General features: G+C 68.9%; 22 protein-coding genes and 1 tRNA gene. 10 read left to right on the top strand and 13 right to left on the bottom strand.

Features of this window, described 5'->3' with window-relative positions; genetic code table 11:
• Positions 1-41 precede the first annotated feature (41 nt).
• Positions 42-338, top strand: a complete 297-nt coding sequence (locus DDQ50_RS07090) for a putative quinol monooxygenase (protein ID WP_116755920.1) — start codon at positions 42-44, stop codon at positions 336-338.
• A gap of 89 nt (positions 339-427) precedes the next feature.
• On the opposite strand, the gene DDQ50_RS07095 is transcribed toward DDQ50_RS07090, so the two are convergent.
• Positions 428-1,258 (bottom strand): SDR family oxidoreductase, encoded by an 831-nt coding sequence (locus DDQ50_RS07095; RefSeq protein ID WP_116755921.1) that lies wholly within the window; start codon positions 1,256-1,258, stop codon positions 428-430.
• A gap of 89 nt (positions 1,259-1,347) precedes the next feature.
• Between DDQ50_RS07095 and DDQ50_RS07100 the strand changes: the two genes are divergently transcribed.
• Positions 1,348-2,301, top strand: coding sequence for a helix-turn-helix transcriptional regulator (locus DDQ50_RS07100; protein WP_165829730.1), 954 nt, complete (start codon positions 1,348-1,350; stop codon positions 2,299-2,301).
• Between the two features lie 43 nt (positions 2,302-2,344).
• Here DDQ50_RS07100 and DDQ50_RS07105 read toward each other — a convergent pair whose 3' ends face one another.
• Positions 2,345-2,755, bottom strand: coding sequence for a MarR family winged helix-turn-helix transcriptional regulator (locus tag DDQ50_RS07105; RefSeq protein WP_116755923.1), 411 nt, complete (start codon positions 2,753-2,755; stop codon positions 2,345-2,347).
• A 94-nt stretch (positions 2,756-2,849) separates the two neighbouring features.
• Here DDQ50_RS07105 and DDQ50_RS07110 point away from each other — a divergent pair, with 94 nt between their 5' ends.
• From DDQ50_RS07110 to DDQ50_RS07120, 3 genes are read left to right on the top strand one after another with little or no spacing between them, the layout of a single operon-like run.
• Positions 2,850-3,773, top strand: coding sequence for an alpha/beta hydrolase (locus tag DDQ50_RS07110; RefSeq protein WP_205663581.1), 924 nt, complete (start codon positions 2,850-2,852; stop codon positions 3,771-3,773).
• Between the two features lie 46 nt (positions 3,774-3,819).
• Positions 3,820-4,182 carry a DUF2255 family protein gene (locus tag DDQ50_RS07115; protein WP_276308382.1) on the top strand — a complete coding sequence of 121 codons (363 nt, stop codon included), beginning with the start codon at positions 3,820-3,822 and terminating at the stop codon, positions 4,180-4,182.
• Between the two features lie 35 nt (positions 4,183-4,217).
• Positions 4,218-5,243, top strand: coding sequence for an FAD-dependent monooxygenase (locus tag DDQ50_RS07120; protein WP_205663582.1), 1,026 nt, complete (start codon positions 4,218-4,220; stop codon positions 5,241-5,243).
• 45 nt (positions 5,244-5,288) lie between these two features.
• Here DDQ50_RS07120 and DDQ50_RS07125 read toward each other — a convergent pair whose 3' ends face one another.
• The 4 genes from DDQ50_RS07125 to DDQ50_RS07140 form a co-directional block, all read right to left on the bottom strand.
• Complete coding sequence (locus DDQ50_RS07125; RefSeq protein ID WP_116755925.1) at positions 5,289-6,761, bottom strand: cryptochrome/photolyase family protein; 1,473 nt, start codon at positions 6,759-6,761, stop codon at positions 5,289-5,291.
• A 173-nt stretch (positions 6,762-6,934) separates the two neighbouring features.
• The gene (locus DDQ50_RS07130; protein ID WP_116755926.1) at positions 6,935-7,306 is read right to left on the bottom strand and encodes a hypothetical protein; all 372 of its coding nucleotides are present in this window, start codon (positions 7,304-7,306) and stop codon (positions 6,935-6,937) included.
• Between the two features lie 118 nt (positions 7,307-7,424).
• A complete protein-coding gene (locus DDQ50_RS07135; RefSeq protein WP_116755927.1) occupies positions 7,425-7,721 on the bottom strand; it encodes a DUF2277 domain-containing protein in 297 nt (98 codons plus the stop codon).
• 258 nt (positions 7,722-7,979) lie between these two features.
• Positions 7,980-8,051: transfer RNA gene (locus tag DDQ50_RS07140), tRNA-Arg, on the bottom strand.
• 76 nt (positions 8,052-8,127) lie between these two features.
• Between DDQ50_RS07140 and DDQ50_RS07145 the strand changes: the two genes are divergently transcribed.
• Positions 8,128-8,811 (top strand): pyridoxine/pyridoxamine 5'-phosphate oxidase, encoded by a 684-nt coding sequence (locus DDQ50_RS07145; protein ID WP_116755928.1) that lies wholly within the window; start codon positions 8,128-8,130, stop codon positions 8,809-8,811.
• An 87-nt stretch (positions 8,812-8,898) separates the two neighbouring features.
• Here DDQ50_RS07145 and DDQ50_RS07150 read toward each other — a convergent pair whose 3' ends face one another.
• On the bottom strand, positions 8,899-9,546 hold the full coding sequence (locus DDQ50_RS07150) for an NADPH-dependent F420 reductase (protein WP_116756163.1): 648 nt from the start codon (positions 9,544-9,546) through the stop codon (positions 8,899-8,901).
• Positions 9,547-9,615: 69 nt separating this feature from the next.
• Here DDQ50_RS07150 and DDQ50_RS07155 point away from each other — a divergent pair, with 69 nt between their 5' ends.
• The gene (locus tag DDQ50_RS07155) at positions 9,616-10,416 is read left to right on the top strand and encodes a transglutaminase-like domain-containing protein (RefSeq protein WP_116756164.1); all 801 of its coding nucleotides are present in this window, start codon (positions 9,616-9,618) and stop codon (positions 10,414-10,416) included.
• Positions 10,417-10,521: 105 nt separating this feature from the next.
• On the opposite strand, the gene DDQ50_RS07160 is transcribed toward DDQ50_RS07155, so the two are convergent.
• Positions 10,522-11,154: an iron ABC transporter ATP-binding protein gene (locus DDQ50_RS07160; RefSeq protein ID WP_116755929.1), complete on the bottom strand. Its 633-nt coding sequence runs from the start codon at positions 11,152-11,154 to the stop codon at positions 10,522-10,524.
• Positions 11,155-11,325: 171 nt separating this feature from the next.
• Between DDQ50_RS07160 and argS the strand changes: the two genes are divergently transcribed.
• Positions 11,326-13,002 (top strand): arginine--tRNA ligase, encoded by a 1,677-nt coding sequence (gene argS / locus DDQ50_RS07165; protein ID WP_116755930.1) that lies wholly within the window; start codon positions 11,326-11,328, stop codon positions 13,000-13,002.
• Positions 13,002-13,787, top strand: coding sequence for an LmeA family phospholipid-binding protein (locus DDQ50_RS07170; RefSeq protein ID WP_116755931.1), 786 nt, complete (start codon positions 13,002-13,004; stop codon positions 13,785-13,787). The genes argS and DDQ50_RS07170 overlap by 1 nt, the downstream gene beginning before the upstream one ends.
• Positions 13,788-13,807: 20 nt before the next feature.
• Here the strand turns inward: DDQ50_RS07170 and DDQ50_RS07175 are convergent, their stop codons facing one another.
• The 5 genes from DDQ50_RS07175 to DDQ50_RS07195 are packed head-to-tail and all read right to left on the bottom strand — an operon-like array spanning position 13,808 to position 17,580.
• On the bottom strand, positions 13,808-14,806 hold the full coding sequence (locus tag DDQ50_RS07175; RefSeq protein ID WP_165829732.1) for an asparaginase: 999 nt from the start codon (positions 14,804-14,806) through the stop codon (positions 13,808-13,810).
• A gap of 13 nt (positions 14,807-14,819) precedes the next feature.
• Positions 14,820-15,737, bottom strand: coding sequence for a polysaccharide deacetylase family protein (locus DDQ50_RS07180; RefSeq protein ID WP_116755933.1), 918 nt, complete (start codon positions 15,735-15,737; stop codon positions 14,820-14,822).
• Positions 15,738-15,761: 24 nt separating this feature from the next.
• Positions 15,762-16,313 carry an amino acid synthesis family protein gene (locus DDQ50_RS07185; protein WP_116755934.1) on the bottom strand — a complete coding sequence of 184 codons (552 nt, stop codon included), beginning with the start codon at positions 16,311-16,313 and terminating at the stop codon, positions 15,762-15,764.
• Positions 16,314-16,315: 2 nt separating this feature from the next.
• Entirely contained in the window at positions 16,316-16,894 is a 579-nt protein-coding gene (locus DDQ50_RS07190) for an amino acid synthesis family protein (RefSeq protein ID WP_116755935.1), read from the bottom strand.
• Positions 16,891-17,580 (bottom strand): GntR family transcriptional regulator, encoded by a 690-nt coding sequence (locus tag DDQ50_RS07195; protein WP_116755936.1) that lies wholly within the window; start codon positions 17,578-17,580, stop codon positions 16,891-16,893. The genes DDQ50_RS07190 and DDQ50_RS07195 overlap by 4 nt, the downstream gene beginning before the upstream one ends.
• 161 nt (positions 17,581-17,741) lie before the next feature.
• Between DDQ50_RS07195 and DDQ50_RS07200 the strand changes: the two genes are divergently transcribed.
• Positions 17,742-18,566: an alpha/beta fold hydrolase gene (locus DDQ50_RS07200; protein ID WP_116755937.1), complete on the top strand. Its 825-nt coding sequence runs from the start codon at positions 17,742-17,744 to the stop codon at positions 18,564-18,566.
• Positions 18,567-18,574 lie beyond the last annotated feature (8 nt).

The raw sequence follows: 18,574 nt of genomic DNA on the forward strand, positions 1-18,574 counted from the left end.
CCCGGTCGGCGACGCCCCCGGACAGCTCACAAGGAGACACCATGGCGGTCACCGCCCTGCTCGACCTGCACCTCCGCCCCGACGTCATCGAGACGGCTCCGTCGGTGCTCGCGGCGATCCTGGCGGACACGCGCGCGTTCGCCGGGTCGCTGGGGATCGAAGTGCTCGAGGACGTCGCCGACCCGGCGCACCTCACGGTTGTCGAGCGCTGGGAATCGCTCGAGCACGACAACGCCTATCGCGCTTGGCGTGCAACGCCCGAGGGTGCCTCCGGGCTCGGCGAGATCCTGGCGGCCCCGCCGTCGCTGTGGCGCTACGAGACCCAGTCGACTCTCTGAGAGGAGCTCGCCGCCGCCCGGAGTCGGTGATCTCGGCGGTTGGACGAATGCCACGGATCGCCGGGTGAGTGCCGTGAGGTCGCCGGGCGTTAGCCGCTGAAGTCTCCGCGGTGGTCTACGGCCCATTGCTCAAGGGTCCGACGCTTCACTCCGAGGACCGGCTCGAGGGGCTGTTCGGGTTCCTCCACGGTTTCGGACCAGTAACCGAGCAGCATGTCGATGATGCTCGGGCTCATGTACTGGCCCATGTCCGCGCGGAATTCATCGGGGCTCACTTCAGTGAGCGTCGCTTCGCGGCCGATCGCGGCCGAGATCGCGGCGAGCTGCTCGATCTTCGTCAGGCTCCGCGGCCCGGTCAGCTCGTAGATCCGACCTTCGTGATCCGGCTCTGTGAGAGCGGCGGCGGCAGCGGAGGCGATATCCGCCTCGTGGATGAGTACCTGGGACGACTCGGGGTACGGCACTCGGACGGGATAGCCGGAGCGGATGGGGTAGGCCCAGTACAGGAGGTTGTTCGCGAAGTTTCCGGGGCGCAGGATGGTCCATTCGTCGGTGCGGCTGGTCACCGCATCCTCGACGGCGCGGTGATGCACCTGGGTCGAGGATCCCGCGTCGCGTGAGTTCCTCTCGGACACGGCGAGCGATGAGAGCACGACGAATCGGGTTGCTCCAGCGGCAATGGCGCGGGCGACGAATCCGTCGATGTCATCGGCCGCGGGGAACAGGAAGACCGCATCGATGCCGGTGAAGATCTCGTCGGGCACGTCGCCGAGGCTTCCGTCGACCACCTCCACCGCGGGGGGCAGGTGGGCGGTGTCGGGGTTGCGGGAAAGGGCGCGGAGGCGGACTCCTCGAGCGAGCAACTCGTCGACGAGCAGACGCCCGATATGGCCGGTCGCTCCGGTGATCAGGGTTGTCATAACTGTTCTCCTTCAATCGGAGCCTCACCGTACCGACTCATTAGGTCTGTTTCCGTCCTAATTGATGGCAGCATTGATCGGTGATGGAAATGTCGACGACGTCGCGGGTTCTGCGGTTGCTGGGCCACCTTCAAGCGCGTCGATCGTGGGCGGGGACGGAGCTTGCCGAACGACTCGGGGTGAGCCCTCGGACGATCCGCCGCGACGTCGATCGGTTGCGTGAGCTGGGCTATCGGATCGCCGCCGAGCGGGGCTCGGCGGGCGGCTACCGTCTCGAAGCCGGTTCGGATCTGCCTCCGTTGCTGTTCACCGAGGATGAGGCCGTGGCGCTGGCGCTGGGGTTGCGCATCGGGGCCGCCCACGGCGCGGTGCTCGGCATGGCCGACCTCACCGTCTCGGTGCTCTCGAAGCTCGAGCAAGTGCTGCCTCCCGCTGCGCGAGCCCGCCTTCGAGCGACCCAAGCCGCAGTGATCGGCCCGGGTCCGGTTCACTCCGAGTCGGCGGTCAGTCCGGAGACGTTCGCGACGCTGGCGTTGGCCTGCCGCGACGGCGAGGTGGTGGCGTTCGTCTACGAGGCTGCGTCGGGTGCCCGCACGGAGCGACGCGTCGAACCCGTGGCGCTGGTCCCGGTCGATCGACGCTGGTATCTCCTCGGCTGGGATCTCGCTCGCGACGATTGGCGCACCTTCCGGCTCGATCGCATCGCGGAGCCGATTCGGACCCGGGAGTTCCCCTCTCGGCACGACGCTCCCGGAGGGGACGCCGCCGGCTTCGTCACGCGGCAGCTGGCGCGGGGGGCGTCGCCTCAGTTCGCCGGCGTCGTGCGCATCGCGGCGCCGCTCGGCGAGGTCGAAGCGCGGATCGGTTCCTACACGAGCGGACTCCAGGCCGACGGCGACCGGCACACGCTGTGGCGCATCCGCGACGACCGGCTGGAGCTCCTGGCGGGCGCGCTCACGTGGCTCGCCTGGCCTTTCACGGTGATCGAGGGGGACGAGCTGCAGCAGTTCCTGCGCGACTTCGCGGCGCGAGCCGGGCTCTGAAGACGCCTTCCGGCGCACACCGGCGCTGGCGTGCGCCCGTCCGCTACTTCAGGAGGGCGAGAAGGATTCGGCGGAGTTCGCCCCGGTCGCCCTCGTCGATCCTGCCCATCATCGCCGAGAATTCGGCGGCGAGGGTTTCGAGCGCTTGGGCTCGGACCGCGCGCCCCTTCGCGGTCGTCGTGAGGCGGTGACGGCGGAGGTCGTCGGGGTCGATCTCGCGTTCGACGAGGCCCTTCTCCACGAGATTGCGCAGATACATCGTCACGCTCGCTTTGGGCAGCATGAGTTTCGCAGCGAGTTCTGCCGGGTAGGGGCTCTCGTCGATCTCGTCGAGGACGAAGAACTCCTTGGTCTCGATGCCGTGGAGCTCGAACTGCGGTTCGGCGGCGTTGAGGACACGGGTGAGCAGGCGCTGGTTGAGCTTCCACAGCAGCGCGCCGTCGTCCGCAGGCATAACCCCTCCGCGCAAGTGGTACAGTCTCATATTAGTACAGAACTGTACAAGTTGAATCCCGAACCGGATCCGACAAATATCCCACACGGAGGTCATGACCGACATGCCTCAGCGCATCTCGATCCCTCGCGGCTCCATTTCGCTCGCCGCTGATCTGTACCTACCTGACGGATTCGACGATTCCCTCGCGCATCCCGCGATCGTGGTCGCGACGCCGGGCAGCAGCGTCAAGGAGCAGATCGGCGCCAACTACGCCGCGCGGCTCGCTGCGAGAGGTTTCGTCGCTCTCACCTTCGATCCCGCTCATCAGGGCGAGAGCGGCGGCGAACCGCGCGATCTCGAAGACCCCTATCGGCGCGGAGAGGACATCTCCTACGCGGTCGATGCCCTCGGTGTTCTGCCCGGCGTCGATCCGCTCAGGATCGGCGCCCTCGGCATCTGCGCCGGCGGCGGATACGCCGTGCACACCGCGCGCACCGATCACCGCATTAAGGCGCTCGGAACCGTCGTCGCCAGCAACATCGGCGGCGCATTCCGTTCGTTCCTGACGGACGGTGCAGCTGTGGCCCTCGACGCTCTCGCTGCCGCTCGCACGGAGGAATCGGCGCGAGGCGAGTCCGACGTCGTCAACTGGTTGCCGGACGCCCGAGGGGAGGCCGTGGCAGCCGGGATCACCGACATCGACCTCGCCCAAGCGATCGACTACTACCGGACGCCCCGAGGCGGTCACGGGAACTCGACCAACCGACGACTCTCCCGCAGCGATTCCCTCATCCTCGGCTACGACGCTTTCCACCTCGTCGATCAGCTGCTCACCCAGCCTCTGCAGGTGATCATCGCCGAGCACAGGGGCAGCACCTTGCAGTACGAGGACGGGATGACGCTCTGGAACCTCGCGCCCAACCCGGTCGATCTGCTCGTGATCGAAGGGGCACGCCACGTCGACCTGTACGACCGACCCGAGTACGTCGGCCAAGCCGTCGAGCGCCTCACCGCCTTCTACCGCGACCACCTCTGAGCATGGCACCGACAGGCCCGCTCGGGAGCGGAACGCCGATGCGCTGATCGGCTATCTCACTCAGACAGACGATGTGACGATCGCGACAACCCTCGCAGCCGGTGGCGAGGTCCGCACCGAGATCTGGGCGGTCGTCGTCGACGGCGCAGGTTACATCCGCAACGGTTTCGGCGAATCGTCGAAATGGTACCGGCGCGCCCAACGCACGCACCGGGCCGCCTTCATCGACGGCGACCGGCGCTTCGGGGTCACGATTGAGGACGTCCACGACGAGGCAACGCTGGAATCAGTCGATGACGCGTACAGGAGGAAGTACCGGGGCCCCGGTCTCAGCGCCGTCCTCTCATCGGGCACCCGCCGCTACACGATGAGGGTCGTCCCGCGCGCCGACACGGAGCTGGAGCCGTGAGGGCGCCATCACCGCGAACGCGAGGGGAGGCGCTCGTGGTCGGAGGGTCACTCGCGGGGCTCATGACGGCGTCGACTCTCGCCCGCCGGGGTCTGGGGGTGACCGTGGTGGAACGTTCGGGCGACACCGGCAGAACCGGCGCCGCCCTGAGTGTCCCCGAAGGGTTGCTCGAACGGATCACCGGCCTGCGGTCCGAGCAATTGCCGCGCACACTCGCGCCCGGCGTCCAGAGCTGGTTCGCCGTGCACACCGCGCTCCACGCCGCGGCGGCAGCCGATCTCGGCATCCATTTCCGCGAGAACACCCGCGTGGTCGAGGTCGGACAGGACACCGACGCGGCGTGGGCGGTCACCGCCGAGGGTGAGCGGATACACGCGGACATACTCGTCGGCGCCGACGGCCACCGCAGTGTGACTCGACGGCACGTCGCACCCGACAAGTCCGATGCGCGGTACGCCGGCCAAGTTCTCTGGATCGGCGTCGCGGAAGAATCGGCGATCGGCAGCCGGGGATGGCCGGCGAGCGTCGCCTTCCAACACGGAGCGGGATACACCCTCATCGGGTACCCGCTCCCGGGTGCAGACGGCTCGACCGCTCCCGGTGCTCGTCGACTGGGGTGGGCCCTCTACGACTCGAGTCGCGACGACGTCCTGCGAGGAAGCGGCGCTCTCGTCGGTTCCGTGGTTCAACACACCCTCACCGCGCCCGAGATCCCCGAGCACACCTTCGAGGAACTCGCCCGCGATGCGCGGCGCGCGTTCAGTGGCACATGGCGGGATGCGATGGTCGACAGCATCCGACGACGCGCGGTCATCGGCACTCCCGTCGCCGAATACGTCCCGGACCGGCTCGTCCGAGGCCGGGTCGCGCTCGTCGGGGATGCGGCGCATGTCGCGAACCCGATGACCGGTCGTGGGTTCGCGGAATCGCTTCTCGACGCGGAATCGCTGGGGGCGGCGCTGAGCTCGAACCCGGGTCGAGGCGACCGCACCCGCGCTTTGCTGCATTACGAACTGGATCGCCTCGACGCTGTCCGCGAATTCGTCCGCTCCGGCCGCTAGGCCACGCGACGCCTCGAAGAACCCGGCGTCGAGGGCAGCACGTGCTCACCAGCTCTCGCGGCGGGCCTCCTGGTCGACGACCGCGTCGCGGTCGGACAGGCGGCGCAATCCCGCCAGTGGTTGCGCCATCCGATGGTTGCCGCGCAGCACCGGCTCGGTACGGTCGAGGAAAGCCCAGTAGCCGGCGGTGAACGGACACGCGTTGTCACCGAGACGGACTTTCGGATCGAATCGGCAGCCTCCGCAGTAGTCCGACATCTTCGAGATGTACGCGCCGCCCGCCGCATACGGCTTGGTCGCCACTACTCCGCCGTCGGCGTGCTGCGACATCCCGATGACGTTGACGGGCATGACCCAGGGCGTTCCGTCGACGAACATGTCGATGAACCAGTCGCTCAGTGCGACAGGGTCGTACCCGTGCTGCAGCGACCAGTTGCCGAGCACCATCAGACGCTGGATGTGATGAGCCCAGCCGTGCCGGCGCATCCCATCGATGGTCTCGTGAAGGCAGTTCGACTCAATCGCGTCGGCGTCGAGCGTGCGGAAGACCTCGGGCAGGGGTGCGTGCGCGTCGAGCGCGTTGCTCCGGGTCGGATAGGACTCGCCGAGGTGCCAGTAGAGGTGCCAGACGTAGTCGCGCCACCCCGCGATCTGGCGGGTGAATCCCTCCACGCTCGCCAAGGGCGCTCGCCCCGCGTGGTATTCGGCCACGACCCTGTCGATGACCTCGCGCGGATCGATCAGGCCGAGATTCATGGGCGCGCTCAGCAATGAATGCGACATCGTCCAGTCGCCCGTGAGCATCGCATCCTCGAACGGTCCGAAATCGCCGAGCCGAGACTCGACGAAGTCGTCGAGACACCGAGCCGCCTCCGCCGCCGTCGCGGCGAACCGGCGAGGTCCGTCGTCACCGACGAGCGTCACGGAGCCTTCCGCCTGCCACCTGTCGAGATCGCGTCGCACCTCGTCGTCGATCTCGTGCTCCTCGGGCCACCACGGTGCCGGCAGACCGAGAGTCGCGGCGTTCTTGGGCGGCGGATAGCGGTTGTCGTGGTCGAAATTCCAGCGGCCGCCCTCCGGCTCCGGTCCGCGCATCAGGATCCCCGTGCGTTCGCGGACGGACCGGTAGAAGTCCTCGAGCAGCAGCCGGGCGTCGCCGCGGGCACCGGCCCACTCGGCGAACTCCTGCTCGCTCGTCACGAAGCCGCGGCTCGGCAGGACCTCGATGCCGTGCCGGCGGACGAATCGTCGCGCGCTCCACGAGGTGGGGTCGATCACTTCGAGGTCGTCGCGGCCCTCGATCACCTCGGCGTAGGTGTTCACCTGATGGAACTCGACCCGGTCGCCCAGCTCGGCCGCGCGATGGCGCATCGCGGACAGCAGCAGGTGAGCCTTCGCCCGGTGCATCGGGCGCCGCCCGAACACCGATCGCGCCTCGACGATCATCATCGGCCCGCCGTCGTCGAACAGCGGACCGAGCTGACCGGCGAAGATCCATCGCGTGCGCGCACTGCCCATCATCAGAGGCTAGGCGCCACGACCGACGCGCCGCCGAGAGTCCGGTGACAGCCGCCTGCCGCCGCCCGTTGAGCGCAGCGAAACGAAGGCCTCCGCGATGCCGCTCGCCGCCGCCCGTTGAGCCCGCCGAAACGAAGGCCCGCCGCCCGCCCTCACACCTTCGCTTCGACGGGCTAACGGTCGACGTTGAAGCTCAGCGCCGCGAGCAGCGGCAGGCAGGGCGTGAGGAGGGCGATGACGAGCACGAGCGATCCACTGAACCGGAGGGGTCTCCTCCGTCCAACGAGCGCGACGAGCGCGACCATGAGGATTGCAGCGACGCCGGCGACGATTGCCGCTGCGATCAGCAGACCGCGGGACCCGGAGAGCTGGTCAGGGGTGGGAATGGTTCCGAAGAACGGCGCGATAGTGATAGCCGCCCCGAACCACAGGATCGCGACGGTGACGAGGGACGCGACCCAGACCAGCCAGGCGAGGACGAGGAGCGCACGCGCACGGAACGGTTCCTCGCGAGCAGGAGCACCCTGCGGATCGCTGTCAGTCATCGTCGCAACCAACCCACTGCTCCCGCGATCCACCCGCCCACTGAGCCTGTTGGGTCAGGATCCGGCTGTGCACCCCCGCCCATTGAGCGCAGCGAAATGAAGGGGGTCTGGGGTCGCCTCAGGCCGCTGCCGTGCGGATGCGCACCTCGCGCTCCATGCGCTTCTCGTGCCGTTCCCGCCCCTTGATCGCCTCCACCTCGCGTGTCTTCGGCGGCGCGTTCGTCACCAGGCCGTCGAGGAGTCGCCTGGTCGCCTCGGAGATCTCGTCGATGGCTCGCTCGAACGCCTCGGCGTTGGCGCGAGAGGGCCGGGTCGAGCCGCTCACCTTGCGCACGAACTGGAGCGCGGCCTCGCGCACCTCGTCATCCGTGGTGGGCGGCTCGAAGTTGTGGAGGACGCGGATGTTGCGGCACATGCGGTGAGGATAAACCCCGGCCCCGGAAGTGCTCTAGCACTATCGGGTGCGCGCAAATGGCCCGCTTCCGCAGATCTGGCGGAACCGGGCCGTTTTCGTGCCCCCAGTAGGATTCGAACCTACGCCCGGCGGCTCGGACGTCACGTCGCTTCGCGACGCGCCGTTACCGGCAGCCCGGGGCCCCGGGCGAGGTCTCCTACTACCGGGGACACGCAAATGGCCCGGTTCCGCGTTATCGGCGGAACCGGGCCATTTTCGTGCCCCCAGTAGGATTCGAACCTACGCCCCTGCCTCCGGAGGGCAGTGCTCTATCCCCTGAGCTATGGGGGCTCGTGGGACCGGTCCAGGTTAGCAGGACGGCCCGGCCTCTCCCGCCGCTCCCACTCGGCCGATCTAGGCTCACGCCATGGCAGACATGCACGACCCCCGCAGCTGGCGCGAACGACTCGGCGCGCTCTCGATGCCGACGACCGACGCTCCGGAGTTCGATGCGACGGCAGCCCCGGAGGATCCGCTGGCGCTCGCCTCCGACTGGATCCGGACGGCCATCGAGGGGGGAGCGGCCGCTCCCCATGCGATGACGCTCGCCACGGTCGCGCCCGACGGGCAGCCCACCGCTCGCACCGTTCTGCTGCACGACTTCGAGCCGGGCGGCGATGCGCCCTACTTCGAGTTCGCCAGCAACGCCGACAGCCCGAAGGGTGTCGACCTCGCCGATGACCCGCGCGCCGCGCTGGTCTTCCACTGGCGCGAACAGCATCGGCAGATCCGGATCACCGGCTTGGTCTCCTCAGCGCCCGCCGAACAGAACGCCGCCGACTTCCGCCAGCTCTCCACGCGGGCGAAAGCGGCGACGATCGCGATCCGCCAGAGCGCACCTCAGCCACCCGAGGACGAGGTCGACCGGCTGCTCGACGAGGCCGGGCAGCTGCTCGCCCGCGAGCCGGAGTTCGCCCCGGAGAGCTGGACCCTGTTCCGCGTCGCGCCCACGGCGATCGAGTTCTGGCAGGGGCAGCCGCGCTCGCCGCAGCAGCGGCTGCTCTACAGGTCGGCGGCCGCCGGTTGGACGCATGAACTCCTCTGGCCCTGACTCGAGCCGGGCCGTAGGACTCGTGGTACGAGCGGGCGTCCGCGATACGTCGTCCGCGCCGTGCCCGCCCGTGCCTCGAGACCGGCATCACATGTCGCGGTAGCGCTTCGCCTCCGCGAGGTGCTGGGTGAGCTGGGCGGCGTCGTCGCGCGCCCCGTAGCCCGGGGTGTCGCGCTGGATTCGCCAGCCGTCGGCGAGTGAACCCGCGTCGACGACGTCGAAGCCGAACGAGTCGATCAGGGCAGCCGCGGTGGCCTTCGCGTCGGCGTCATCGCCCGCGACGACGAGCGCGCGTCGACCCGTCGTGCCGGAAGGGGAGCCGTCGGTGGTCAAGTCGCCGAAGCCGATGTGGTTGAAGGCCTTCACGACCTTCGATGAGGGGAGGCGGCGCTGCAGGAGCTCCGACACGGTGGTGGACTCGTCGTCCAGCTCCGCGATGTGCCCATCGCGCTGGGGGTAGTAGTTGTTCGTATCGATGACGACCTTGCCGGCCAGCTCCTCGACGGGCAGGGAGTCGAGCGCCTTCAGCGGGACGGTCACGACGACGACGTCAGCCGCGGCGGCAGCCTCAGCCGGGGTGCCCGCCGATGCGCTGGAACCGAGCTCGGAGACGAGGTCGGCCAGGGTCTCGGGTCCGCGCGAATTGCTGACGACCACCGAGTAGCCGTTCGCCACCGCCAGACGAGCCAACTGGCCTCCGATGAGCCCTGCTCCGATGGTGCCGATGGTCTTCACATTCGAGTTGGTCATACAGCCCGGGAACCCGGCCCTCGCCTGTCATATTCCCGTGCCATCATGGCTCGCATGAAGCGCACGGTATCCGCACACCTCGAATTCAACATCGACTCGCGCGCCAACCTCGTCTTCTCCATCGCCGCGGCCCTTCCCGACGAGGGGGTCGCGCTCGACGAACGGATCTCGTTCGTCAAGGACGGCGAGCCCATCGAGCCCATCGAGATCGCCGACCTGCACCGCACACGACTGCACCAGCTCATCTCCGAGCCCGGTGTTCTCGTCGTCGACTACTGGGCCGAGGTCACCGGGCAGAGCGGGCCGCCGGCTGTGGCACCCCTCGACCTCATCACCTACCTCCGTCCGAGCCGCTACGCGGAATCGGACGCTCTCCTCCCGACCGCCCAGGCCGAGTTCTCCGGATTGACCGGGCGCGACCTGCTCACCGGCGTCAGCTCGTGGGTCGGCTCGCACCTGCGCTACGTGCCCGGATCCAGTCAGCCCACCGACGGTGCCCGCGAGACCCTGCTCGACAGGCGGGGAGTGTGCCGCGACTACGCGCACCTCTGCGTCGCCCTGCTGCGCGCGCTCGACGTGCCCGCCCGCCTCGTGTCGGTCTACGCACCCGGCCTCTCGCCCATGGACTTCCACGCGGTCTGCGAGGCCTACGTCGATGACGCATGGCACGTGGTCGACGCGACAGCGCTCGCGCCTCGCCAGACGCTGCTGCGCATCGCCACCGGGCGCGACGCCGCCGACACCGCGTTCCTCACCAGCCACTGGGGGAACGTCACGGTCCGGTCGATGGAGGTCACCGCGACCGTCGACGAGCTGCCCTACGACGACGTGCGAGACTTCGTCTCCCTGGGCTGAGCTCTCGCTTCGACGGGCTCAGCGGGCGGGTGCTCTGTCTTAGCTTCGACGGGCTCAGCGGGCGGGCCGCTCGTCGAGCTCGTCGAAACGCCCGGGGGAGGGCGGCTAGCTGACGCCCTGAAGGTTCGTGGCCGCCGGCTCGACGAGGGAGATCGCGTCACCGGGTTCGAAGAACACCGACGAGCGCATCATCAACCAGTACTCGCCGACGAACACGTCGGCGCGGCCGATGGTCCCGTCGGTGGTGAAGTAGCCCTCGTCGGCGACGTTGTTGTACGTGGGAACCAGGTGACTGCTGATCACGAGCTCGTTCTTGCGGGCTTCGATGTCGGCGGGCTCGAGGTGAGCCACGGCGACCTCGATCAGCTCGTTGCTGGTCTGATTCAGCCATCCGCAGGAGATCCCCTGCAATGCGACGATCTCGGCAGCGACAGTGCCGGGTTCGACGACGTACTGCGGATTGGCGCCGAAGTTCGCGTTGAACGCGTAGACCTGCTCGGGCGTCAGCAGTTGATCGCAGGTGAAGGTGATCGGGATCCCCGTCGGCGTCGTCGGCTCAGGGGATGCGACCGGCGCGGTGGTCGTCTCGACAGGTGCGGGAGCGTCCGTCGTCTCGGCCGGCGCGGGGGCGACGGGGTTCGAGGTGCAGCCGGCGAGCACGACCGACGCGGCGAGGAGGGAAGCCGCCAGGAGACCCCGACCGACCATGATGCTCCGTGCGCGATACGACATGGACATCGATCCCTCCACCCCGGAACCGGTCGTCGTGAGCCCCGACGCTGCCGGCCCAACCCCTGCATTCGACCCTCTGCGAAGAGTAGCAACCCCTTCCCACGAACCGGTCGCGACTGCCCGCAGCCCCGCCTTCTGCGAAGCGGAGCCCAGCCCGGAGCAGTAGGCTGACTCGCCGTGACTCCCGCTGATCTCGCCGATATCGTCGCCCGGCTCCTCGCCGAATCCGCCGAACGCCGTGGGGTCGACGACCTGCGACCGAGCGCCGACGACGTCGCCCTCGAACGCCCTCGCAGCCGCGAGCACGGCGACTGGGCGAGCAACGTCGCCATGCGGTTCGGCAAGCGGCTCGGTGTCGCCCCGCGGGAGCTCGCCCTCGAGCTGGCCGATGAGATCGGAAAGGTCGACGGCGTCAAGGCCGTCGACGTCGCGGGGCCCGGCTTCATCAACATCACGCTCGAGCCCGCCTCGTCCGGTGCGCTCGCGAAACGCATCGTCGACGAGCAGGGCGCGTTCGGGCAGGGCACCGCGCTCGCCGGGGTGTCCATGAACCTCGAGTTCGTGTCCGCGAACCCGACGGGCCCGATCCACCTGGGCGGCACGCGCTGGGCGGCCGTGGGCGACAGCCTCGCCCGCATCCTGCAGGCGCAGGGCGCCCTGGTGACCCGCGAGTACTACTTCAACGACCACGGCGCCCAGATCGACCGCTTCAGCCGCAGTCTCCTCGCCAGCTTCCTCGGCGAGCCCACCCCTGAGGACGGCTACGCGGGCGGCTACATCGCCGACATCACGGCCCGCGTCGTGGCCGACTACCCCGGCGATCTCGCCGCCATCCCGCGCGACGAAGCCCAGGAGGTGTTCCGCGCCGTGGGCGTCGAGCTCATGTTCGGCGACATCCGGGCGCAGCTGCACGACTTCGGCGTCGACTTCGACGTCTACTTCCACGAGAACGAACTGCACGACACCGGTGCCGTCGACCGCGCCGTCGCCCGGCTGCGCGAGCTGGGCCACATCTACGACGCCGACGGCGCCGTCTGGCTGCGCACCACCGAGTTCGGCGACGACCGCGACCGCGTGATTATCAAGAGCGACGGGGAAGCCGCGTACATCGCCGCGGACCTCGCCTACTACCTCAACAAGCGCGAGCGCGGGTTCGAGCGCAACATCATCATGCTCGGCGCCGATCACCACGGATACATCGGTCGTCTCATGGCCGCCGTCGCCGCCTTCGGCGACACCCCCTGGGTCAACCTCGAGATCCTCATCGGCCAGCTCGTCAATCTCGTCAAGGACGGCGTGCCCGTCCGGATGAGCAAGCGCGCCGGAACCGTCGTCACCATGGAGGACCTCGTCGACGCCGTCGGCGTGGATGCCGCCCGCTACTCGCTGGTGCGCTCCTCGACCGACTCGCAGCTCGACGTCGACCTCGACCTCCTCACCAGGCGCAGCAACGACAACCCCGTCTTCTACGTCCAGTACGCCCACGCGCGCACCAGGGCCGTGGCCCGCAACGCCGAGGCCTCGGGAGTCACCCGCGAGCGCGACGGGGTCCCCGTCTTCGAGCCCGGCCTCCTCGTGCACGAGACGGAGTCGGCGCTGCTCGGCAGCCTCCAGCAGTTCCCCCGCGTGCTCACCCAGGCGGCGCAGCTGCGCGAACCGCACCGGGTGGCGCGCTACGTCGAGGAGCTCGCCGGCGCCTACCACCGCTGGTACGACAACTGCCGGGTGATCCCGCAGGGCGACGCGCCGATCGAACCGGTGCACAACACCCGGCTGTGGCTGAACGACGCGGTGTCGCAGGTGCTGCGCAGCGGGCTCGGCCTCCTCGGCGTCTCGGCCCCGGAGCGCATGTGATGTCGGCCGACGAGGCAGCTCGCCCCGTCCGCTACCGCGACGCGAAGCCGCGCCAGCGGTTCTGGTTCCGCGTCGTGGTCATCGTCATGTCGATCGTCGTACTGGGCGTGCTGCTCGTCGTCGCCGACATGCTGATCCGCGGCTACGCCGAGGACCGGGTCTCGTCCGAGGTCGAGAAGAGCCTGCCGACGAGTGTCGAGGGCGACGTGACGACGATGATCGACGGCCCGTCGATCATCACCCAGCTCATCGGCGGCCGGCTCGACCAGGTCCACCTCACCTCGGACGATCTCACGGTGCAGGGCTTCCCCGTCGTCGCCGCCATCGACCTCACCGGGGTGCCGACCGACACATCGAAGCCGATCGAGTCGGCGACGGGGACCTTCACGCTCGGTCAGGAGACCGTGGCCGGACTCATGGCGGCGAGCGGCATCGAGGGCGACATCGCGCTCGGGGCCGGTGGCCTCAGCTACACCACCGGGACGGCGTTCCTCGGCCAGAACATCGACGTCACCATCCAGACCCGCCCCGTCCTCGACAGCGGGCGGATGGTCTTCCGTGCCGACAGCGCCCAGCTCTCGCTCGCGGGCTTCGACTTCGACGCCACCGCGCTGCTGGACCGCGTCGTCCCCAACGGTCTGTCGGTCTGCGTGGCGCAGTACCTGCCCGCGGATGTGAGCCTCGACGCGGTCGACATCGTCGGCGACGAAGCCGTGATCGACCTGTCGGCGACCGACCTCGTCCTCGACGAATCGGCCCTCGCCCGCACCGGCGTCTGCAACTGACGGGCGCGCGCGGAACTCAGTCAGAGATGCGCCTCGAACGCGGCGGTCATCGCCGCACGGTCGTGGACTCCCGCGGCGAGCAGCGCGAGTAGAAGCAGTCGGGCCTTCAGTCCGTCCAGATCGACCGCGCTGATCAGACCGCGATCGGCGAGATCCTTCTCGGAGCCCGGGTAGCCTCCCGTGGCCCGGTAGAGCTCGCCTGATCCGGTCCGGGAGGCGAAGACGACGGGCATCGCGTCGACGGCCCGCGACAGGGCGTCGAGTGCGCGGGAGCCCACATGCCCCGCGCCGTACGTCTCGATGACCAGACCGTCGTAGCCGAGCGACGGGATCAGCTCGAGGACAGCCGTGTCATCGCCGAGCGCCAGTCGGTGCAGGGCGACCCGCGGGAGAGCTCCTGGGGCTGGAGAAAGGGTGATCCGGCGGCGGGCGGGCTGCAGCGGTACGCGCACCCTGTCCTCGACGACCCATCCGATCGGACCCGTGCCGGGGGAGCCGAATGCCGCGAGCGCCGAGGTGTGGAGCTTGCGGACCGTGCGCGCGGAATGGATCTCCCCGGCCATCACCACGAGCACACCCAGGGACGCGAGTTCGGGCCGGGTCGCCGTTCTGACCGCGTCGATCACGTTGGCCGGACCGTCGACGACGGGGCGGCCGGGGTTGCGCATCGCGCCCGTGACCACGACGGGGATCTCGACCTGGAGGAGCAGATCGAGCAGGTAGGCGACCTCTTCGAGCGTGTCCGTGCCCTGGGTGATCACCACGCCGTCCGCACCGTGCGCGGCGAGTTCCGAGATCCGGGCGGCGAGGTCGACGACGTCCCCGACGCCGATATCCGCCGACATCACACTGCGGAACGTCGAGGGTTCAATGTCGGCGACCCCGTCGAGCCCGGGGATGGATGCGACGAGAGTCCGCCCGTCGATCGCCAGAGCCGAGTTCGAGCCCGACGCGTCGACGGGGGCGCCGATCGTGCCGCCGAGAGCGACGACGGCGATCCGCGGAAGCGGAGCGCTCACCTGCGCCCTCCGATCACGCGCGGAACTCGCGATCGAACGGGTATCGCGGAGCCTCCTCGAACGGGAACCGGCGCTTGAAGTCCTGCACGATCGCATCGCATGTCTCGATGGTGACACCGTCGTGGCCGAGCATGTACTCGATGAGACGCTCCAGCATGAGCAGCACCTGCGGGCGGCCCGAGACATCGGGATGGATGCAGATGGGGAAGGAGGCATAGTCGTACTCGCGGTAGACCCAGTCGAACTGGTCCTTCCACAGCTGTTCGATGTCGCGCGGGTTCGCGAACCCGTAGCTGTTGGGCGAGCTCTTCACGAACATCATCGGGGGCAGATCGTCGAGGTACCAGTTGAAGGCGAGGCTGACGAGCGGGATCTCGGTACCGCGGACGACGGGCTTCATCCACTCCTCGGCGGTCCCCGTGTAGTCGATCTTGGTCCAGGTGTCGCCGGTGCGCGCGTAGAACGGCTGGAAGTCGTGCAGGACCTGCGTGCGGTCGTACTGGAATCCGTTCTCGAGCAGGAGATCCGCGGTGATGGTCGTCATCTCTCCCCACGGCGCGATGTACCCCGTCGGCTTCTGGCCGGACAGCTTCTCGATGAGTTCGAGGGATCGGGCGAGCACGTCCCGCTCCTGCTGTTCGGACATGTCGCGCGGGTTCTCGTGCGAGTAGCCGTGGGCGCCGATCTCGTGGCCCCCCGCGACGACGAGCTCCATCGCCTCGGGGAACGACTCGATCGAGTGGCCGGGGGTGAAGAAGGTCGCCTTCACGTCGTACCGATCGAACATCCTGACCAGTCGGGGGATGCCGATCTCGCCGGCGAAGAGGCCGCGCTGGATGTCCTGCAGGCTGTCCTCTCCGCCGTACGAGCCCAGCCAACCGGCCACGGCATCCACGTCGACGCCGAAGCTGACTTTGATGTCCTTTGTCATGGGGGTGTTCCTTTCGGGGGAGGGTCAGGACTCGGTGGAGAAGGGCGCGAGGCGTGCGTGCGGCCTGCCGGTCGATGCGACGGCCAGTGCGATGACGATCTCGTCTTCCGCGGGTGCGTCGGCGAGGCGCACCTCGACGCTCTGGTGGTGGGATCTGATCGTCTGGTCGGTGATGTGCTTGAGGGGGATGTCGAACGACGCGGCCGCCGGCGCTCGTTTCTCGACCGCCGGCAGCAGGCTGGAGGCGCCGGTGAGGGTCCGGAGATGATCGCCGAATGTCAGCGTGTGGATGAGTGCGGAGCCGTGCTCGACTTCTCCGCCGAGTCCGACGATCGCCGCCTTCCCGTACGCCTCGACCGGTGCGCCGAGCGCGTCGACGACTCTCGGGGCCAGCAGGGCGCCGAGCGCGGATGCGTTGGCGGCGATCCCGGGCGCGAGGTCCTCGACGAAGCCCTGGCCGTACCAGGGGTTCCGCAGCACCGCCGCGACGATCGCCACCCGGGCTGCGGGGGCGACGTCGCGGTCGCCGTCGCGGAGGGTCTCCTCGACGATGGTGACGATGGTTCGGATGGTCATTCTCACGGCCTCCACGGGGTCGGGTCGAAGGGCGGGTCGGTGCGGCGGTCGCCGATCCGGGCGGCCGGCCGGGCGGCGGATGACAGCGCCACGACCACGAGGATCTCGTCGGGTTCGGGGGCGTCGGCAACGCGCACGGTCATGCCCTGGTAGTGGGAGCGGGTTCCCGCGGCCGTCACGTGGCAGAGAGGGACGGCGACCGCGGTGCCCGCAGGACCCCGCGATTCGGTGGAGGCGATGACGGAGGTGCCGCCCGCACCCAGTCGCACGACGTCCGAGAAGAACGGGTTGTGCACGAGAGCGTCGCCGTGCTCGGTCTCGCCGCCGAGGCCCACGACGACGGCCTTGCCGAACGCCTCGACCGGCTGCCCGAGCGCATCGAGGCCCCTGCGCATCATCTCCTGTGCGAGAGGCGGGCAGATTTTGCGCACGTCGGCCGCGAAATCCTCGACGGAGCTTGCGAACCAGGGATTGCCGACGGCCGCGGCGACCGCCACCCGGATCAGGGGCTCGGACGGCCTCCTGCCGCGGTCTTCGAGCACCTCGTCGCGGATGGTCGAGATGCGTCGGATGCGGTTCATCTCGCCATGCCGGTCTCGCCGGGGAAGGTCATCGCGCCGAGGAGGGCCTCCTGGCTGGCGCGGACGTGCTCGCGCATCAGGCGCTCGGCGGTGGACTCGTCCTTCGAGACGATGATCGCGAGCACCCTGCCGTGCTCGGCATCGCTCTCGACGAGACGGCCGGGGCGGGACAGCGAGGTGGCGACGAGTCGCGGGTAGGCGAGCTGGTTCATGAGCATCGTGTAGTGCGTGCGGAGCTTCCGATTCCCGGACCCCCGGACGATGAGGTCGTGGAAGTCGCCGACGAGCGCCGCGTAGCCGTCGACATCGTCGCGGGCGACCGCCGCGTCGGACGCGACGACGTTCGAACGGAGAGCTTCGAGCTCGGGGATCTCGCCCCGAGCGGCGAACAGCCGTGCGGCGGCGCCCTCCAGGATCTCCTTCATCTGGAACAGCTCCACGATGTCGGCGCGGGTCGGAGTCGACACGAACGTGCCGACCCGCGGCCTGATCTGGACGAGCCCCTCGGTCTGCAACTGCTTGAGCGCCTCGCGGACCGGAGTGCGGCTCACCCCGTACTCGCTCGCGAGCGCGATCTCGGACAGGCCGACACCCGTCTCGAGCTCGCCGGCGATGATCCGGGCGCGCAACCCGTCGGCGACCATGAGCTGCATGCTCTGCGACTCGAGGGCCGCGTCATCTTGCATGCAAGTGACCCTAGGCGCGCCGCGCTCAAGCTGTCAATCGCCTTCTCTGGCATACAAGTAACAGTTCTCAGCCGCCTATATTTCGGGCTTGTTTCAGTTTGGCGAGACGGGAAAGTCGCAGTTGACATGCTCCGCCGGCGGTATGGATACTCGTCGCTACCATGCAACACGCCCCCCGGTTCCTCACGGAACGAACCTTCACCGCGTCCAGCCCCCGCATCGCCTTCCTCGAGTTCGGTGACCCCGAGGGGCCCGTCGTGGTGCTCCTGCACGGCGTCGGCAGTTCGGCGTCGACGTGGTCCGAACTCGCTCCGCTGCTCGACCCGAGCCGCCTCTACCTCATGCCCGACTACCGAGGGCACGGCCTGTCGGAGGCGTCTTCCGTGCCCTACGCGGTCGACGACTTCGTCGACGACCTCATCCGCCTCCTCGACGAGCGCGGAATCGCACGGGTATCTCTGGTCGGCTTCTCGATCGGTGCCGTCATCGCCCTCGCCGCGGCTCTCGCTGCTCCCGACCGGGTGGAAGCCCTCGTCCTGCTCAACTCGATCGCGGGTCGCACCGCCGAGGAACGACAGCGCGCGGAGGCCCGCCTCGAACTGATCCGCAGCACCGCGCCCGCCGAGCTCGCACCGGCGAGCGGCGAGCGATGGTTCTCCGCAGCGTTCCGAGCCGCGCACCCCGACCTCGTCGACGCTGAACTCGCCATCGTGGCAGGCGTCGCCCACGCGCCCTATGCGGCCGCCTACGCGGTCCTCGTCGAGACCGATCAGCTCGAACGGGCCGGTGAGATCTCCGTCCCCGCCCTCATCGCCACGGGGGAGCACGACGGCGGATCAACTCCCGCCATGTCCGAGAAGCTCGCTGCCCGCATCCCCGACTCGCGCCTGCGGATCCTTCCCGGGCTCAAGCACTACATGCACATCGAGGCCGCCCCGGCCGTCGCCGAGCTGGTCAACGACTTCCTCGACGAAACCTCCCATTGACTCCCGGC

Origin of the sequence: Amnibacterium flavum (genome assembly GCF_003097495.1) — a bacterium.
Lineage (GTDB): Bacteria > Actinomycetota > Actinomycetes > Actinomycetales > Microbacteriaceae > Naasia > Naasia flava.

Excerpts from the sequence above, each read along its gene's own strand:
- DDQ50_RS07160 (WP_116755929.1), bottom strand. The coding sequence starts at position 11,154 with ATGTCCATGTCGTATCGCGCACGGAGCATCATGGTCGGTCGGGGTCTC.
- DDQ50_RS07100 (WP_165829730.1), top strand. The coding sequence starts at position 1,348 with ATGTCGACGACGTCGCGGGTTCTGCGGTTGCTGGGCCACCTTCAAGCG.
- DDQ50_RS07125 (WP_116755925.1), bottom strand. The coding sequence starts at position 6,761 with ATGGGCAGTGCGCGCACGCGATGGATCTTCGCCGGTCAGCTCGGTCCG.
- DDQ50_RS07170 (WP_116755931.1), top strand. The coding sequence starts at position 13,002 with ATGTCGGCCGACGAGGCAGCTCGCCCCGTCCGCTACCGCGACGCGAAG.
- DDQ50_RS07105 (WP_116755923.1), bottom strand. The coding sequence starts at position 2,755 with ATGCCTGCGGACGACGGCGCGCTGCTGTGGAAGCTCAACCAGCGCCTG.
- DDQ50_RS07155 (WP_116756164.1), top strand. The coding sequence starts at position 9,616 with ATGAAGCGCACGGTATCCGCACACCTCGAATTCAACATCGACTCGCGC.
- DDQ50_RS07185 (WP_116755934.1), bottom strand. The coding sequence starts at position 16,313 with ATGACCATCCGAACCATCGTCACCATCGTCGAGGAGACCCTCCGCGAC.
- DDQ50_RS07130 (WP_116755926.1), bottom strand. The coding sequence starts at position 7,306 with ATGACTGACAGCGATCCGCAGGGTGCTCCTGCTCGCGAGGAACCGTTC.
- DDQ50_RS07190 (WP_116755935.1), bottom strand. The coding sequence starts at position 16,894 with ATGAACCGCATCCGACGCATCTCGACCATCCGCGACGAGGTGCTCGAA.
- DDQ50_RS07200 (WP_116755937.1), top strand. The coding sequence starts at position 17,742 with ATGCAACACGCCCCCCGGTTCCTCACGGAACGAACCTTCACCGCGTCC.
- DDQ50_RS07110 (WP_205663581.1), top strand. The coding sequence starts at position 2,850 with ATGACCGACATGCCTCAGCGCATCTCGATCCCTCGCGGCTCCATTTCG.
- DDQ50_RS07135 (WP_116755927.1), bottom strand. The coding sequence starts at position 7,721 with ATGTGCCGCAACATCCGCGTCCTCCACAACTTCGAGCCGCCCACCACG.
- DDQ50_RS07195 (WP_116755936.1), bottom strand. The coding sequence starts at position 17,580 with ATGCAAGATGACGCGGCCCTCGAGTCGCAGAGCATGCAGCTCATGGTC.
- DDQ50_RS07090 (WP_116755920.1), top strand. The coding sequence starts at position 42 with ATGGCGGTCACCGCCCTGCTCGACCTGCACCTCCGCCCCGACGTCATC.
- DDQ50_RS07095 (WP_116755921.1), bottom strand. The coding sequence starts at position 1,258 with ATGACAACCCTGATCACCGGAGCGACCGGCCATATCGGGCGTCTGCTC.
- DDQ50_RS07145 (WP_116755928.1), top strand. The coding sequence starts at position 8,128 with ATGGCAGACATGCACGACCCCCGCAGCTGGCGCGAACGACTCGGCGCG.
- DDQ50_RS07180 (WP_116755933.1), bottom strand. The coding sequence starts at position 15,737 with ATGACAAAGGACATCAAAGTCAGCTTCGGCGTCGACGTGGATGCCGTG.